Source organism: Amycolatopsis sp. WQ 127309, assembly GCF_023023025.1.
Lineage (GTDB): Bacteria > Actinomycetota > Actinomycetes > Mycobacteriales > Pseudonocardiaceae > Amycolatopsis.
The window spans coordinates 9,512,213-9,528,305 of the sequence record NZ_CP095481.1 but is presented as its reverse complement, the minus strand read 5'-3'; the positions used below and the strand labels follow the sequence as shown (position 1 = coordinate 9,528,305).

Here is a 16,093-nt window from a genome sequence, read left to right as displayed (position 1 = left end):
GCCCGCTCGCGTGGCCGGCCCTCCGACGACGGGAAACATCGTGCGCAAGTCCCTGTGGCTGTGGATCCTGCTGCTCGTCCTCGCTGTCCTGGTGCTGGGGATGATCTTCGGCGGCTACCGCATGGGCACCAAGCTCGGTGCCCCCGACGGCGATCAGCCGTCGACGTCCATCGCGTTCGGGTCCTTCGGCGGCTTGTAGGTCGCGTTGAAGTCCGCGATGTCCTTGTCCGTGATCGACTTGAGCTCCTTCGGGTCGAGGTCGCCGCGCTCCAGCGCGGCCCAGTCGTCGGCCGTCGGGTTCTTGTAGAAGCCGCCGTAGCCCGGCCATTCGCCGGTGCGGGCCGCGTCGCGGGCGCCGTGCATCTCGGCCGCGTCCCACTTGTCGATCGGCTTGGTCGTCACGTGGCCGGTGCCGTCCACCGTGTGGCCGCCCGCCGGGGTGGCCTGGCCGGCCTGCGGGTTGTACCGCATGCCCTCGCCGCCGGAGTGCATGTCGTCGACCATCTTGTGGTACGAGTCGTCGGCGATGTCCATCCGCTTCTGCTCGGCGTCGTAGGAGGCCCGGTCCGGGTGGTTCGGGTCGGCCTTGACGGCGTCCCGGCGGTCCTGCTCGGCCTTCGCCGCGTCCGCCGTGTCCTTGTCGTGGAGCGGGTGGTCCTTGTTGTGGACGTGGTTGGGGTCGTCCCCGTGGTAGACCTGATCCGAGAAGCTGTGCGGCTTGTCGTAGCCCGCGCCGATGGTCTGCGAGTTCTGGAAGCCCTGCTGGTGCCCGTAACCGAGCTGGTTGAGCTGCACCGCGCTGCTCGGGTCGTTGGCCTCGATGGCGTTGCGCTGCGCGTTGCGGTACGACCCGAGGCGGTCGTCGTAGCCGAGCTTGTCGTCCTTCGTCGTGTTGGGCGAGTCCCGGACGTCGCCCTTGGTGAACCCGGACTCGTGGTTGCTGCCGCCCTTGCCCGTGCCCGGGTGGTACCGGTGGTTGGCGTAGTCCTCGTAGTACGCGTTGGCGTTGTTCTCCAGCGGCTTGCTGCTCTTGTCCGCCCGTGAGCCCTTCGCGGCGCCGTTGTCGGTCAGGATGTCGTAGCCGGCGGCGTGCTCGGACTGGTGCGTCTTGTCCCCGTCGATCTTGAAGTCGTGCTTTTCGTCGAGGCGCTTGCGCTCGGCGTTCCGGTCGCCGTAGGTGCCTTCCGGGTACTTGCGCTTGCTCGTCGACGGCCCGGAGTTCCCGCGGGCGTAGGGGTGCGCCTGGGCCTTGGCGGCCGCGGCCGCGCAGGGCGTGGTCCGCGTCGGGGCCAGGCCGAGCGGGTCGATCATCGCGGTCGGGTTGCCGACGTAGGCCAGTGAGTCCGGCGCCGGGGTCAGGCCCAGCGGGTCGTGCGAGAGGTACCGGCCGGTCTCCGGGTCGTAGTAGCGGTGCCGGTTGTAGTGCAGGCCGGTCTCGGGGTCGTGGTACTGGCCCGGGAACCGCAACGGCGTCCCGGCGGTGCCGCCGGCCGAGACGACCGGGCCCCACAGCGCGGTGTGCACGTGCCCGGCCAGCGCGCCGGTGTCGTCGACCAGCTCCGCGGGCGCCCCGACCAGGTCCGAGACGATCGCGTGGAACCGGTCGCCGCCGGCCGCGCCGAGGACGCGTTCGGTCTGGGTGAGCGGCAGCCGCGCGCCGGGCGCGTACTCCCACACCGTGGCGACCGGCGGCCGTCCCGGTCCACTGTGGACCTGTTCGGCGGGAAGCTGGCCGTCCCAGGCGAATTCGACCTGCTCGGCGACGCCGCCGGTGGCGTCGAGGCGCTGCTTGGCGACGCGCCGGCCGAGCGGGTCGTAGCGGTAGCGCCACCCGACCCCCTCCGGCGTGCGGACGCCGAGCAGCCGGTTCTCCGCGCTCCACTCGTAGGTCCAGCGCTGCCCGCCGCGCTCGCGGGCGACGACGCGCCCTTCGCCGTCGTGGGTGTAGCCGGTGGGGCCGGCGGTGGTGAGCAGGGTGCCGGTGTAGGCGCGCGGACCGGTGGCCTCCGGCGCGCCGGACCAGCCGGCTCCGGTGACGGCGCCGGTCACGTCGTAGTCGTAGTTCTCCTGCCAGCGCGGGCCACGCACCGCGCGGACCCGCCCGGCGGCGTCGACGTCGAGCGTGCGCGGCCCGGAGATCAGGTCGTCGACGCCGGTGAGGTAGCCGTCGATCAGGTAGCCGTACTCCCGTCGCTGCACGGTTTCCGCGCCGCGGAGCACCGTCTGCGCCGAGAGCTGCCCGGTGGGGGTCCAGTCCTGGCGCAGTTCCGCCACCGGCCCGGCGCCCTTGTGCAGCCGGCGCACCGTTTCGCGGCCCGCGGCGTCGTAGCCGAACCGCAGGGTGCGCCCGGCGGTGGCCAGCGCGGTCGGCCGGTCGGCGGCGTCGTAGCCGGTCACCGACTCCGCGCCCGACGGCGTCCGGCGGCCCACGCGGCGGCCCAGGGGGTCGTAGCGGGAGTACACGACCCGGCCGTTGATCGACTCGGACAGCACGCGGCCGAGCGCGTCGTAGGTGAACCGGACCTCGCTGTGCGCGTTGGCCGCCGTCAGCATCCGGTCGGCCGCGTCGTAGGTGAACACGGCGACCTCGTCGGCGCTGCTGCGCCGCACGACCCGGCCCACGCTGTCGCGTTCGAGGGTGATGGCCTGCCCGGCGCCGTTGGTGCGGTGCACGAGCCGTCCCGCGGCGTCGTAGCCGTAGCGCAGGACGCGCCCGTTGTAGTCGGTCTCGCCGACCTTCCGGCCCGCGGCGTCGTACTCGTAGCGCCACACCAGGCCGCGTTCGTTGGTGACCGAGGTGAGCCGCAGTTCGGTGTCGTAGCCGTACTTCAGCGTGCCGCCGCCGGGGCTCCGCTCGCTGACCGGCACGTCGAACTGGGCGTACTCGATGCGGCTGACGCCCCCACGCGCGTCCGTCCGCTCCTCGAAGCTGCCCCGCGCCGTCGAGGCGAACCGCTCGACCGCGCCGTCGGCGTCCCGCGCCTGCACGAGGTGGCCGGCGGCGTTGCTGACCAGGGTAGTGGTGTGGCCCAGCGGATCGGTCGTGCTGGTGGTGTTGCCGAGCGCGTCGTAGCCGTAGCGCCACACGGCGCCGTCCGGCTCGGTGACGAGCACGGGGAGCCCGGCGGCGTTGGCCTGAATCCGGGTGACGCCGCCGAGGGCGTCGGTCGCGGAGTCCACGGTGCCGGTGAAGGGGTCGTAGGTGTAGGCGGTCGCGGCGCCGGTCGGGTCGACGGTGCGGGCGAGGCTGCCGCGCCCGTCGTACTCGTAGCGCCACACGGCGCCGTCCGGTCCGGTCACGGCGGCGGGCCGGCGCCGCTCGTCGTAGCCGACGACCATGCGGCCGCCGTCGGGCCGCGTCACCGCGGTGAGGTTGCCGATCTCGTCGTAGTCCCAGCGCGTGACGTGGCCGAGCTCGTCGGTCTCGGCGACGACGCGCCCGAAGCGGTCCCGCTCGGCGCTGGTGGTGTGGCCCAGCGGGTCGGTCTGCCCGATCACCCGCAGCCGCTCGTCGAGCCGGTAGCGGGTGACGGCGCCGAGCGAGTTCGTGACGGTCGTGACGCCGGGCTCGTAGGCCAGTTCGGTGTTCAGGTAGCCGCCGGTGCCCTGCGCGCGCACGCATCGGCCCTGGGCGTCGTAGCCGTAGCGGTACCAGCGGCCGTTGACGTCGTCCCAGCGCACCAGCCGGCCGTCGGCGTCGTAGGTGAACTTCTGCGGGGTGCCGACCGCGTCGACGACCTCGACCAGCCGGCGCGCGGCGTCGTAGCCGTACTCCGCCAGCGGGATCGGCGAGCCCGCGGTGCGCAACGCCGTGACCAGGCCGTCGGCGCTGTCGATCTCGACGCGGTAGCCGCCGGAGTGCTCGATGGCCACCGGCACGCCGTCGCGGTAGCGCAGCACGATCCGGTTGCCCGCGCCGTCGACGACCGCGCGCAGGGGCAGGGTGGTGGCGCCGCGGCCGGCCGCGAAGTAGCGCATCCGGTCGGACTGGGGGTCGCCGACGATGAACCCGTGCCGGACCCGGCGCAGCGCCAGGTACGGGCCGCTCTCCGGGACCACGGCCTCGACCCCGCGCGGGACCGGGTAGCGCAGCAGCGTGCCGTCGGCCAGGGCGAGGTGCAGCCCGTCCGGCTCGACCTCGAGCCGTTCGTCCAGCGTCGAGGTCCAGGTGGGGCCGAACAGCCGGCCCGCGCGGTAGGTCGACAGGTGCGTGCGCGCGATCACGAGCGGCAGCGCGCCGGGCAGCGACACGTCCTCCTGCTCCAGCATCACCGCCCCGGTCGCGACGTCGATCGGGTCGCCGCAGTCCGTCTTGTCCTTGGTCGGCGTGGTGTGTTCGTCCGGCTTGGGGTTGTTGTCCTTGATCCGCGGCCCGTCGTCGGGCTTGCCCTTCGGCGTCGACGAAGGCTTCGTGTCGCCACCGTCGGGACCTTTCGACGCCGGGGGCGGCGTGGGGTCGGGACTCTTGGGCGTGTCGTCCGGGCCTTTGGACGCGGGTGGCGGATCGGTCTTGGCCGGCGGCGCGTCCGCACCCGACGAGTGCGTACCGTCGCCGTCACCCTTGGCGCCGGACGGCGAGGTGTTCCCGTCACCCTTCGGCGGCGGCGGATCCGTCTTCGCCGGCGGCGCGTCCGGCCCACCCTTGCCCTTGGGTCCGCCCAGGTCCTTGGGGTTGCCCTTGATGTCGATCTTGTTCGGCGGCGGCGACGCCTTACCCGGCTTGATCTTCCGCAACGCCTTCGCCGCATCCGAGAACAGATCCCCGGCCCGCTTCAACAACGGGACCAGCGCCTTCAACGCCGTGACCAGCCGCTTCACCAAGTTCGCGATCTTCGACGCCGTCTTCGCCACGGCGTTGATGACCTGCGGGACAACCCAGGTGAGCCCGATACCCAGGGTGAACACCACCTGCAACGCCCAGCTGATCAGATGCCCGATCAGCTCGGCGATGATGTCGCGCACCAACGCCCGGACCGCGGCGACCACTTCACCGGCGGTCTTCACACCGCTGGAAGCGCCTTCACAACCCTTCTGCGCCGTGTTCAGCAACGTCACCGTGTCATCGGCACGCTGCCGATAGCTGTCACCAGCAGGACCGGTCCACGACGCGGTGTCCGCCTTGACCATCCCGCTCAGGTCCTCACCGATACTGCCCAGCTCGGTCGCGATGTTCTTCCACGTCTCCGACTGCGCCGCGATCTCGTCCGCGTTGCCGGTCAGCCCGTTGAGTGCTTCCTTGAGCGGCCCGACGTGCTCCATCAGCCACCCGACACCCGCGGCGAGGACCGCACCGAACGGGTCCATCGCCATCGACAACGCGTCCAGCGCGGTCCCGACCGCGCCCATCGCGACCGAAGCCCAGTCACCCGACTCGATCGCGGACTTCAGGTCGGCCGCCGACTCCAGCAGCGAGACGCCCGAGTACGCCTTCGTCGAGTCCTTGGTCTCCGCGACCAGCGGATTGCTCACGTGCGACTTCCCCTCCACCGGCCGAGCTGCAACAAGTGAAGTTAACAAGAACCATCCGGGTGAACCACGTGAACCCCGGCTGAATGCCTCTTCGCCCCGTCGATCTTGCCCCGTTCCTCGTGCCGTCCACGAGGACTCACGGGCCGATGTCCGAGGCGTAGGTGAAGAGGGTGACGCGGTCGGGCAGCTTCGTCTTCGTCATCAGGCTGGACACGTGCTTTTCCACCGTCTTCGGGGAGATCAGCAGCCGCCGGGCGATCTCGGTGTTGCCGAGCCGGTGCGCCAGGAGCCGGAACACGTCGTACTCCCGGACGGTGACGCCGGCGTCGAGCAGCTCCCGGGGGAGCCGGTGCAGGCCGGGCCGTCGCTGCCGGACCGGCTCGCCCGCGCGGCGCAGCAGGACCCGGCACGCGCCGGCGACCGCCGGGACCGCGGCGTCGTGGAAGTACTCCTCCGCGGCGCGCAGCCACGGCACCGGGTCACCCCAGCCGTCGGCGAGGGCGGCCTCGGCCACGAGCCGGGCCCCGAGGTGGATCGCCATCCGGTACGGGCGGGCCGCGTCCCGGGCCTCCTTCGCCGCGGCTTCCGCGCGGGCGCTGTCGCCGTGGCGGCCGTGCAGGACCGCCTCCGCCAGCGCGGTGAACTGCCGGTTCCAGCGCAACCGGCCCGCCGGGGCCGCGGCCGCGGCGGCCAGCTCGTCCGGGCCCAGGTCACCGGCCAGGACGTCCAGCAGCGGCCCGAGCCCGTGCCGGCCGGACAGGGGCGCGCCGCCGGCGAGCCTCAGGTCGCGCCGGGCGCGGTCGCGGTCCTCCTCGAGCAGGGCGCAGAACGCCTGGGCCAGCCCCGGGCCGGGGTCACCGTCGGCGGCGCGGATTCCGGCCAGCGCTTCGGTCATGCCCGCCCGGTCCGCTTGGTGGGCGGCGCAGATCGCGCGGGTGACGCGGGCGTGGCGGACGACGGCGTCGAGGTGGTGGCGCTCGGCGGCCGCCGCCAGCCGCGCCGGCTCGCCGGGCCGGTACTCGCCCCCGAGCACCTGGCCGTACCGGACGATCCGGGCGTCCGCCGCGTGGCTCACCGCCACCGCGCCACCGCGGTCCGCCTGGTCCCGGGCCAGCACCAGGCCGCCGACGTCGCCGTCCGCCTGCGCGAGGTGCTCGCCCAGCCGGAGCAGGACGTGCGTGCGCCACAGCGGCAGCCGGTGCGTCTCGGTCAGCAGCCGGGCCCGCTCGAGGTGGTCCCGGGCCGCGTCCGGGTCCCGCTCCCAGGCGAGGACGCCGAGCGCGAGCAGCGCCTGGCAGGCGACGACCGCGTCGTCGTGCCGCTCGGCCTGCGCCAGGGCGGCCGCGGCCAGCTGCCCGGCTTCGCCGCCCCCGCCCGGCGCCTCCAGCAGCAGGAGCGCGTGGACGGCGTCGATCGCCGCGCCCTGCCGGTCCGGGCCGGCGGACCCGTGACACGCCCGGGCGGCGGCCACCTGGGCGAGCCCGGCGTCGTACCGGCCCGCCAGGCAGGCGGCCCAGGCCAGCCGCGCGTGCAGCGCGGCGGCCCGGTGGAACAGCCCGACCTCGTCGAGCCGGCCCGACAGCTCGAAGGCCCGCTCGACCTGCCCGGTCTCGCCGAGCACGTAGGCCAGCGACTCGAGGACACCGCCGCGCAGCGGGAGATCGGGGCTGTCGGTCAGCAGCGCGTCGGCGCGGCCGAACAGCCCGACCGCGGCCCCGGCCGCCCCGACGGCGAGCGCGCGTTGCCCGGCGTCCGCGAACAGCCGTCCCGCGACGGCCCGGTCGCCCGCGAGCCGCCGCAGCTCCGCGACCCGGGCGCACCAGTCGCCGGGGAGCCCGGGGTGCAGCCGTTCGGCGGCGTCCGCGGCGAGCCGGGCGAGTTCGGCCCGCCGGGTGGGACCCAGCCGGGTGAGCACGGCCTCGACGGTGAGCGGGTGCCGGAAGGCGTACCAGCCGAGCGCCGCCGGGTCCGGCTCGACGAGCCGCGCGTCGATCACGGCGTCGAGGAAGCCGGCCACCGTCCGGTCGTCGGCCCCGGCGGCCCGCTGGACCACCGGCGCGGCGAACCGGGCACCCATGACGGCCGCGGCGGCCAGCAGTTCGGCGCCATCCGGTCCCAGCTGGGTCATCCGGGCCTCGATGCTGGTGACCAGCGCGACGGGCACGGTCCCGGCCGGTTTGTCCGCGAGGTGCCAGCCGTCGGACCGCTCGAGCAGCAGGCCGTCGTGGATCAGCTCGTGCAGGAGTTCTTCGACGAGGAACGGGATGCCGGTGCTGAGCTGCCACAGGTGCCCGGCCGTCGCGCCCGGCACCCGCTCGCGGTCCGTGCCGAGGCACGCCGCGATCACGCCGTGCACGTCGTCGCGGCCCAGCCGGTGCAGGGTCCGGACGGCGCAGACGCCGTGCCGGGCCGCCGAGCGGGCGATGTCGCGGGCGGCGGAGGTGTGGTCGCGGATCGTGCCGATCAGCAGGACCCGGGCCGATTCCAGGTTGTTGACCAGGTACTCCAGCACGAACAGGGTCTCCGCGTCGGTGTCGTGGAGGTCGTCGAGCACCAGCACGCAGCCGCCGGCCCGGCCCACCACCGCGAGCAGCCGCAGCACCGCCTCGGCGACGACCAGCAGCGGCGGCGCCGGGTCGTCGTCCGGGCCGGTGCGCCAGTCGGGGACGAGGACGCCGAGCGCCGGCAGGTACGGGCCGAGCTCGGCGACGTCGAGGGGTTCGGTGTCCCGGGTCAGCGAGAGCAGGGCCTCGGCCAGCGGGCGGAACGGCACCAGCGGCCCGATCGAGCTGCCTTGGCCGCGCAGCACCCGGGCGCCGCGCCCGGCCGCCCGGGCGGCCGCCTCCCGCGCGAGCCGGGACTTGCCGATCCCGCTTTCCCCGACGAGGACGACGGCGCGGCCGTGCCCGGCCAGCGCGTCGTCGAAGGCCGTGGCGAGTTCCCGCAGCTCGCCGTCCCGGCCGATCAGGTCCGGCGACCGGATCAGCATGCCCGGTGGGGACCGGGTAACGGGACATGATCATCGGAATAATCGTATTCGCGCATCGAATTGTTCCCCCAGCTCTCCGGTCACTCCGGATAGGCACTTCTTGGATACACGACGGGTGTGATCACGCCAAGCGGGACCGAATACTGGAATAAGCGGGAGCGTTGCGTGGAGGTCTTCTGGTAACGGGGCGGGCGAGTCCCCCAGGTTTTCCCGGCCGGGTCGCGGGACCCCGGAATCCGGGGCTCGCCCGATCGGAGGTTGACACGCGCCGGGCGCGTCCGCGTCCCGCTCCGGCGCCGTGAGCCACGCCGCACCGGCGGTCCGGGCCGGCGGTGTCGACGTGCCGGTCGGGCCGGATTCGCGCTGTTGACGGCGATTCCGTGGGACGGCGGGGGCACTCCGTGGGAAAGGTGGGGGAGCGGCCCCCATGGCGCCGCGACGCCCGGCATGGGCAGACTGGCGATCGCCACGGCTGGGGTGCGGTGGACCGGGGCACTGGGGTGACACGGCGGGAATGCGACGCGGAGCGATCCGCGCCGCACATCGGCGCGAACGCGTATTCGGCAGGGTCGCCGGATTCGGCGCGCCTTTCGTCGTGCTCCCGGGCAATCATCTCGAACAGGACAACTCCTTGACGCGGCGACGCGGATGTCGCGGACCGGCAGAATGCGGGGAAACAAGTGCTTGCGAACGGAATCACCCGGGTCGGCGTGGTCGGCTCGGGCACGATGGGCGCGGGGATCGCCGAGCTCTGCGTGACGAAGGGCGTCGACGTCCGGCTGGCGGTGTCGCGGGAGTCTTCGCTGGTCTCGGCGCCACGGCGGATCGCGGCGTCGCTCGGCCGCCGCGTGGAGAAGGGGAAGCTGACCCCGGCCGAGCGCGACGCCGCGCTGGCCCGCCTCTCGGTCGGCACGGACCTCGCCGACCTCGCCGACCGGCAGCTGGTGATCGAGGCGATCCCGGAGGACGAGCAGCTCAAGCTCGGCCTGTTCGCCACACTCGACAAGGTCGCCGGCGACGACGCGGTGCTGGCCACGACGACGTCGGCGATCGCGATCACCCGGCTCGCCGCGGTGACCAGCCGCCCGGAGCGGGTGATCGGCCTGCACTTCTTCAACCCGGTCACGGCGCTGCGGCTCGTCGAAGTCGTCCCGGCGCTGCCGACGGCCGACGCGGTGACCGACCTGGTGACGGCCTTCGCCGAGGACACGCTGGACCGGCGGGCGGTCACCGTCGCCGACCGCAGCGGGTTCGTGGTCAACGCGCTGCTGGTCCCGTACCTGCTCGCGGCGATCCGGCTGGTCGAGGCCGGCTACTGCCCGGCCGAGCGGGTCGACCTCGCGATGGAGCTGGGCTGCGCGCACCCGATGGGCCCGCTGCGGCTGGCCGACCTGATCGGCCTGGACGTCGTCGCCGCCATCGCGGCCGCACTGCACGCGGAGTTCAAGGAGCCGCTGTACGCCACGCCGCCGTCGCTGGCGCGGCTGGTCGAAGCCGGGCACCTCGGCCGCAAGACCGGCCGCGGCTTCCACACCTACTGAAACCCTTGAGGAGAAACCGATGCACTCGTTCCTGAACATCAAGAAGTCGGCCCGGATCAGCGACGACTTCTGGGACGTCACCAACAAGGCCGGGCTGTTCGACGTCGTCGTGGCCGGGCTCGGCGACGGCCGCCACCGCGCGCTCGCCGACGGCCACGAGTTCGTGAACATGTCGTCCTACTCCTACCTCGGCCTCGACACGCACCCGAAGCTGGTGCGGGCCGCGGCCGACGCCGTGCTCGCCGAAGGCGCGCTGAACACCTCGACGTCCCGGATGCGCGTGCGCTTCGGGGCGCTCAGGGACGCCGAAGCGGCGCTGTCGGAGCTGTTCGACGTCGAGGCGGTGACGCTCAACTCGTGCGCCGCCGCCGCGTGGGCGGCCCTGCCGCTCGTCGCGTCCGGCATCTTCACCGAGGGCGAGCCGCCGCTGATGGTGTTCGACAAGAACGCGCACTTCTGCCTCAACGCCATGAAGCCGAGCGTCGCCGACGAAACCGAAGTCGCCGTGGTGCCGCACAACGACGTCGAAGCGCTGGAAGAACTGTGCAAGCAGCACAAGCGGGTCGCCTACGTCGCCGACGGCGTCTACAGCACCGGGGGCCAGGCGCCGGTGAAGGAACTCCTTCGCCTGCAGGAGAAGTACGGCCTGTTCCTGGTCTTCGACGAGGCCCACGGCATCTCCACGGTCGGCCACCGCGGCCGTGGCGTCGTGCTCGAAGAACTGGGCCAGATCAACGACCGCACGATCATCATCACCTCGCTGAACAAGGGCTTCGGCGCGTCCGGCGGCGCGATCTTCCTCGGCCGCCGCGGGTCCCAGTGGCGGCTGGACACCGCGCAGCGCAACGGCGGCCCGCTGATGTGGTCGCAGCGGATCAACACCGCGGGCCTCGGCGGGCTGCTCGCGTCCGCGGAGCTGCACCGGACCCCCGAGCTGACCGCGTTGCAGCAGCGGCTGCAGGACAACATCGCCCGGTTCGACCGCCTGGTGGAGACCGGCGAACGCGGCGACGGCCTGCCGATCCGGTTCGTCCGGGTGGGGTCGGAGGACGCGACCGTCCGGCTCGCGCAGGGCCTGTTCCGCAACGGCTTCTACGTCTCGCCGATCTTCTTCCCGATCATCGGCCGCGGCAAGGCGGGGCTGCGGATCATGCTGCGCGCCAGCATGACCACCGCCGAGATCGAGAAGTTCGCCGCGTTGCTGGGCACGTTGGGGGAGGCGTGACGGCCCTGCGTTCGCACGTCGACGTCGCCTCGGCCGGCTTCCGCCGCAACGTCGAGGACTTCGAGGTCAACCGCGCGGTGATCGCCCTGGCCAAGGCCGCGGCGCTCGCCGGCGGCAGCGAGAAGGCCCACCGCAAGCACGCCGATCGCGGCAAACTGACCGCGCGGCAACGGATCTCCCGGCTGCTCGACCCCGGCACACCGCTGCTGGAGGTCGGGCAGCTCGCCGCGCACGACGTCTACGACGAGCCGGTCCCCTCGGCCGCGCTCGTCACCGGGATCGGGGTCGTGGCCGGCCGGCCGTTCATGATCTTCGCCAACGACGCCACCGTGAAGGGCGGCACGTACTTCCCGCTCGGCGTCCGCAAGCACCTGCGCGGGCAGAAGATCGCCCGCGAGAACGGCCTGGGCTGCCTCTACCTGGTCGACTCCGGCGGGGTGTTCCTGCCGCTGCAGGAGGACCTCTTCCCCGACGAGGACCACCTCGGCCGGATCTTCCGCAACATCGCGGAGATGTCGGCCGAGGGGCTGCCCCAGCTGGCGGCCGTGATGGGGTCGTGCACCGCCGGCGGCGCGTACATCCCGGCGATGTGCGACGAGACGGTGATGGTCCGCGGCACCGGCACCGTGTTCCTCGGCGGCCCGCAGCTGGTGCGCGCCGCGACGGGCGAGGTCGTCGACGCCGAGACGCTCGGCGGCGCCGACCTGCACACCCGCGTCACCGGCGTGGCCGACCACCTCGCCGAAAACGACGACCACGCCCTCGCGATCCTGCGTGACCTCGCCGCGCGCAGCACCCGGCCGCGGCTGGCGGAACCACCCCAGGCACCGCGGCCGCCGAAGTACGACCCCGCCGAGCTGCCGGGTGTCGTCAGCGCCGGGCTCAAGGAGCACATCCCGGCGCGCGAGATCCTGGCCCGGCTGCTCGACGACAGCGAGCTGACCGAGTACCGCGCCCGGTTCGGCCCGACGATCGTCTGCGGGACCGGGCACGTCGGCGGCTACCCGGTCGGGGTGCTGATCAACGACGGCGTCCTGTTCTCCGAGAGCGCGCAGAAGGCCGCGAACTTCATCGAGGTGTGCGCCCAGCGCGACATCCCGCTGCTGTTCCTGCACAACATCAACGGGTTCATGGTCGGCGCCGAGTACGAGGCCGGCGGGATCACCAAGCACGGCGCGAAGCTGGTCAACGCCGTCTCGTGCGCCAAGGTGCCGAAGTTCAGCCTGGTGATCGGCGGCAGTTACGGCGCCGGCAACTTCGCGATGTGCGGGCGGTCGATGGGCTCGCAGCTGATGGCGATGTGGCCGAGCGCGCGCTCCACGGTCGTCGGCGCGGAGCAGACGGCGAAGGTGATGACCCTCATCCGCGGCGACCAGCTCGCCAAGGAGGGCCGCGAGCTCACGCCCGAGGAGGAGGCGGCGATCCGGGAGCCGATCCTCGCCTCCTACGAGCGGCAGGCGCAGCCGTTGTACTACGCGGCCCGGCTGTGGGTCGACGCCGTCGTCGACCCCGTCGAGACCCGGGACTGGCTGGCGCTGTGCCTGGCCATGGCCGCCGACGCGCCGAAGCGGGAGACCCGCTTCGGGGTCTTCAGGATGTGAGGGAAGATGCCGAAACGTGTGCTGATCGCCAACCGCGGTGAGATCGCCCGCCGGATCGCGCGCACCTGCCGCCGGCTCGGCGTCGACCACGTCGCCGTGCACTCCGACGCCGACGCGGGTGCCGCCCACCTCGAAGGCGCCTTCGAGACCGTCCACATCGGACCGTCGGCGGCCCGGGAGAGCTACCTCGACATCGACGCGGTCGTCGGCGCGGCGCTGCGGACCGACTGCGACGCCGTCCACCCCGGTTACGGCTTCCTGTCGGAGAACCCGGAGTTCGCGGCGCGGGTGACCGAGGCCGGGCTGGTCTACATCGGACCGGACGCCGCCACGATCGCGGCGATGGGGGACAAGGCCCGGGCCCGGGAGCTGATGGCCGCCGCCGGCGTGCCGGTGCTGCCCGGTTCGGAGCATGCGACGGAGTCCGCGGCGCAGCTGCGCGCCGACGCCGCGCGGATCGGGTACCCGGCGATCCTCAAGCCGGTCGCCGGGGGCGGCGGCAAGGGCATGCGCGTGGTCCACGGCGACGCCGAGCTGCCCGAGGCGGTGGCCGAGGCCGTCCGCCTCGGCCGGGCCGGCTTCGGCGACGGCCGGCTGCTGGCCGAGCGGTACGTCGCCGCGCCCCGGCACATCGAGGTCCAGGTGTTCGGCGACCGGCACGGGAACGTGGTGCACCTGCTCGAACGCGAGTGCTCGCTGCAGCGCCGGCACCAGAAGATCGTCGAGGAGGCGCCGGCCCCGCACCTGCCGCCGGTCACCCGCAAGGCCCTGCTCGACGCGGCCGTGCGGGGCGCCACCGCGCTGGGGTACGTCGGCGCCGGCACGTTCGAGTTCATCCTCGACGGCGACGGCCGGTTCTTCTTCCTTGAGGTCAACACCCGGCTGCAGGTGGAGCACCCGGTCACCGAGGAGATCACCGGGCTCGACCTGGTCGAGTGGCAGCTGCGCGTCGCCGACGGCGAGCCGCTCCCGCTGCCGCAGCACCGGATCCGGGCCACCGGCCACGCGATCGAGTGCCGGGTCTACGCCGAGGACCCGGCCCACGGGTTCCGGCCCGCGCCCGGCCGCGCCGAGGTCGTCGAGTGGCCGCCCGGGGTCCGCGTCGAAGCCGCGTTCGACGGGCCCGGCGCGGTGCCGGGCTTCTACGATCCGATGGTCGCGAAGCTGGTGGCCGCCGGGCCGGACCGGGAAACGGCGCTCGCCCGCCTCCGCACCGCGATCGGGGAGACCACGCTCGTCGGGCTGACCACCAACCTCGGCTTCCTCGGCGAGCTGCTGGCCGAACCCCGCGTGCTCGACGGCCGCGTCGACACCCACCTGGTCGACGCCTTCACCGCCCGGTCCGCGCCGCCGGACCGGGCGGCGCGGGCCCTCGCCTGCGCGGCGGCCATGGCGGTGCCGGACCGGACCGCCGGGGCCTCGCCGTGGTCGGGCACCGTCGGGGCGTTCGACCGCGCCGCCCTCGACCCCGACGCGCCGCTCGGACGGATCGGCGTCCGCCACGAAGGCCGGGACCGCGAGGCCCGGCTACTGTCCCGCGACCGCGCCGGGCTGCGCGTCGACACCGACGGCGGCCGCTTCACCGTGCTCGCCGCACCCGCGCCGGGCGGGCTGGTCCGCGGCACCGTCGGGACCACCCAGTGGACCGGGTTGGCCACCGCGGCCGGCTACGAGATCGTCATCGGCGGCCACCGCGTCGCGCTGGGCCGCCGGAGTTTCGACGAAGGCGGCGGTGACACCTCCGACGGCGCCGTGCGCACGCCGATGCCGGGGGTCGTCGTCGGGGTGGCCTGCGCACCCGGTGCGCGGGTCGAAGCGGGGGAGCTGCTGGTGGTCGTCGAGGCGATGAAGATGGAGAACCGCATCGTCGCGCCGTTCGCCGGGACGATCGAGCGGCTTTCCTGCGCGCAGCACGAAACCGTCACCGCCGACCAGGTCCTGGTCACGCTCACACCCGAAGGAGACACCCATGCCTGACGCACCGAACCTGCTGTTCGTCGGCGGCGCGCGGCCGCTGAGCTTCAGCCTCGACATGGCGACCGAGGCGCTCGCCCAGGCCGCCGCGCGCGGCCTGCGCGTGCACGTCACCAACACCGCCGAGATCCTCGCCGCCACCGCGCCGGTCGTCGCGGCGGCCACCGTCCAGTCCACTGTGGACGTCCTGACGCCCGGCGCTTCCGCCGCGTGGGCCGCGGCCCAGGTCGCGGCCGGCGAGCGGTTCGACGCCGTGTACGCGCTTCAGGAGCTGGCGCAGGTCGCCGTGGCCGAGACGGCCGAAGCCGTCGGCGCGCCCGGCAACCCGCCGGACGCGGTGCACCGCGTCCGGACCAAGGACGCCTGCCGCGAGGCGCTCGCCGCGGCCGGGTTCCCCCAGCCGGTCGTCGGGCTCTGTGCCGGCGAAGCCGAGGCGGCGGTGTTCCTGAAGGAGCACGACGGGCCGTGGATCGTGAAGCCGCGTGACGCCATGGGCAGCGTCGGCGTCAGCCTGGTCACCGACGCCGCCGAACTGCCCGCCGCGCTCGCGCTGCTGCCGGACGCGAAGCCGTTCCTCGTCGAGCAGTTCGTCGACGGGCCGGAGTTCAGCGTGGAAGGCGTCTTCCTCGGCGAGGTCCCGAAGATCCTCGCCGTCACCGCCAAGGAGAAGGTCCCGCCGCCGTTCTTCGTCGAGACCGGGCACGTGCTGCCGGCGCCGCTGCCCGACGCGCGGCGCCGCGAGATCGAGGACACCGTGTCGTCCGCGCTCACCACGCTCGGCCTGCGGACCGGCGGTTTCCACGTCGAACTCTGGCTCACCCCCGCCGGCGTCGTGCTCGGCGAGGTGCACGGCCGCTTCGGCGGCGACTGGATCCACCGCATGCTCGCCCACGCCATCCCCGGCCTGGAGCTCTACGGGCTGGTCTTCGACGACATGCTCGGCCGGCCGGGCACCGGCGTCCCGCCGGCGCCGAGCCGCGGCGCGGCCGTCCGGTACTTCACGCCGCCGCCGGGACGCCTCGCCGCCGTCGAGGGCTGGGAGCAGGTGCGCGCGCACCCCGCCGTGTTGCACGCCGAACTGGGCGTCGGGCCCGGCGACGAGATCAAGCCCCTGCAGCGCTCCGGCGACCGCGTCGGGTTCGTGGTCGTCGGCGCCGACACGCCGGAGGCGGCGAGCGCGCTGGCCGCGGACCTCACCGGTTCCGTGAAGTTCCTCTTCGACCCCGAGATCGAGCCCGAGATCGACCCCGAACCCGAGCCCGGCCGGCTACCCGGTCTCTGGGCCCTGCGCTGA

Annotated in this window: 8 protein-coding genes; 6 read left to right on the top strand and 2 right to left on the bottom strand. The window is 73.6% G+C overall.

The genetic code is table 11. The annotated features are described in order from the left end of the window. The first annotated feature begins 40 nt into the window (after positions 1–40). Positions 41–199: a hypothetical protein gene (locus MUY22_RS42105; protein ID WP_247052893.1), complete on the top strand. Its 159-nt coding sequence runs from the start codon at positions 41–43 to the stop codon at positions 197–199. On the opposite strand, the gene MUY22_RS42100 is transcribed toward MUY22_RS42105, so the two are convergent. Both MUY22_RS42100 and MUY22_RS42095 read right to left on the bottom strand, forming a co-directional pair. After that, positions 154–5,469 (bottom strand): RHS repeat-associated core domain-containing protein, encoded by a 5,316-nt coding sequence (locus tag MUY22_RS42100; RefSeq protein ID WP_247052892.1) that lies wholly within the window; start codon positions 5,467–5,469, stop codon positions 154–156. The two genes, MUY22_RS42105 and MUY22_RS42100, sit on opposite strands and share 46 nt — an antisense overlap. A 136-nt stretch (positions 5,470–5,605) precedes the next feature. Further along, on the bottom strand, positions 5,606–8,458 hold the full coding sequence (locus MUY22_RS42095) for a LuxR family transcriptional regulator (RefSeq protein WP_247052891.1): 2,853 nt from the start codon (positions 8,456–8,458) through the stop codon (positions 5,606–5,608). Between the two features lie 680 nt (positions 8,459–9,138). Between MUY22_RS42095 and MUY22_RS42090 the strand changes: the two genes are divergently transcribed. Genes MUY22_RS42090 through MUY22_RS42070 form a run of 5 tightly spaced genes read left to right on the top strand, consistent with a single transcriptional unit; the run spans position 9,139 to position 16,093 of the window. Next, positions 9,139–9,999 carry a 3-hydroxybutyryl-CoA dehydrogenase gene (locus MUY22_RS42090; RefSeq protein ID WP_256474988.1) on the top strand — a complete coding sequence of 287 codons (861 nt, stop codon included), beginning with the start codon at positions 9,139–9,141 and terminating at the stop codon, positions 9,997–9,999. 19 nt (positions 10,000–10,018) lie between these two features. Then, positions 10,019–11,224, top strand: a complete 1,206-nt coding sequence (locus MUY22_RS42085; protein ID WP_247052890.1) for an aminotransferase class I/II-fold pyridoxal phosphate-dependent enzyme — start codon at positions 10,019–10,021, stop codon at positions 11,222–11,224. Further along, positions 11,221–12,825, top strand: a complete 1,605-nt coding sequence (locus MUY22_RS42080; protein ID WP_247052889.1) for a carboxyl transferase domain-containing protein — start codon at positions 11,221–11,223, stop codon at positions 12,823–12,825. The genes MUY22_RS42085 and MUY22_RS42080 overlap by 4 nt, the downstream gene beginning before the upstream one ends. Positions 12,826–12,831: 6 nt before the next feature. Next, entirely contained in the window at positions 12,832–14,802 is a 1,971-nt protein-coding gene (locus MUY22_RS42075; protein ID WP_247052888.1) for a biotin carboxylase N-terminal domain-containing protein, read from the top strand. Then, on the top strand, positions 14,795–16,093 hold the full coding sequence (locus MUY22_RS42070) for an ATP-grasp domain-containing protein (protein ID WP_247052886.1): 1,299 nt from the start codon (positions 14,795–14,797) through the stop codon (positions 16,091–16,093). The genes MUY22_RS42075 and MUY22_RS42070 overlap by 8 nt, the downstream gene beginning before the upstream one ends.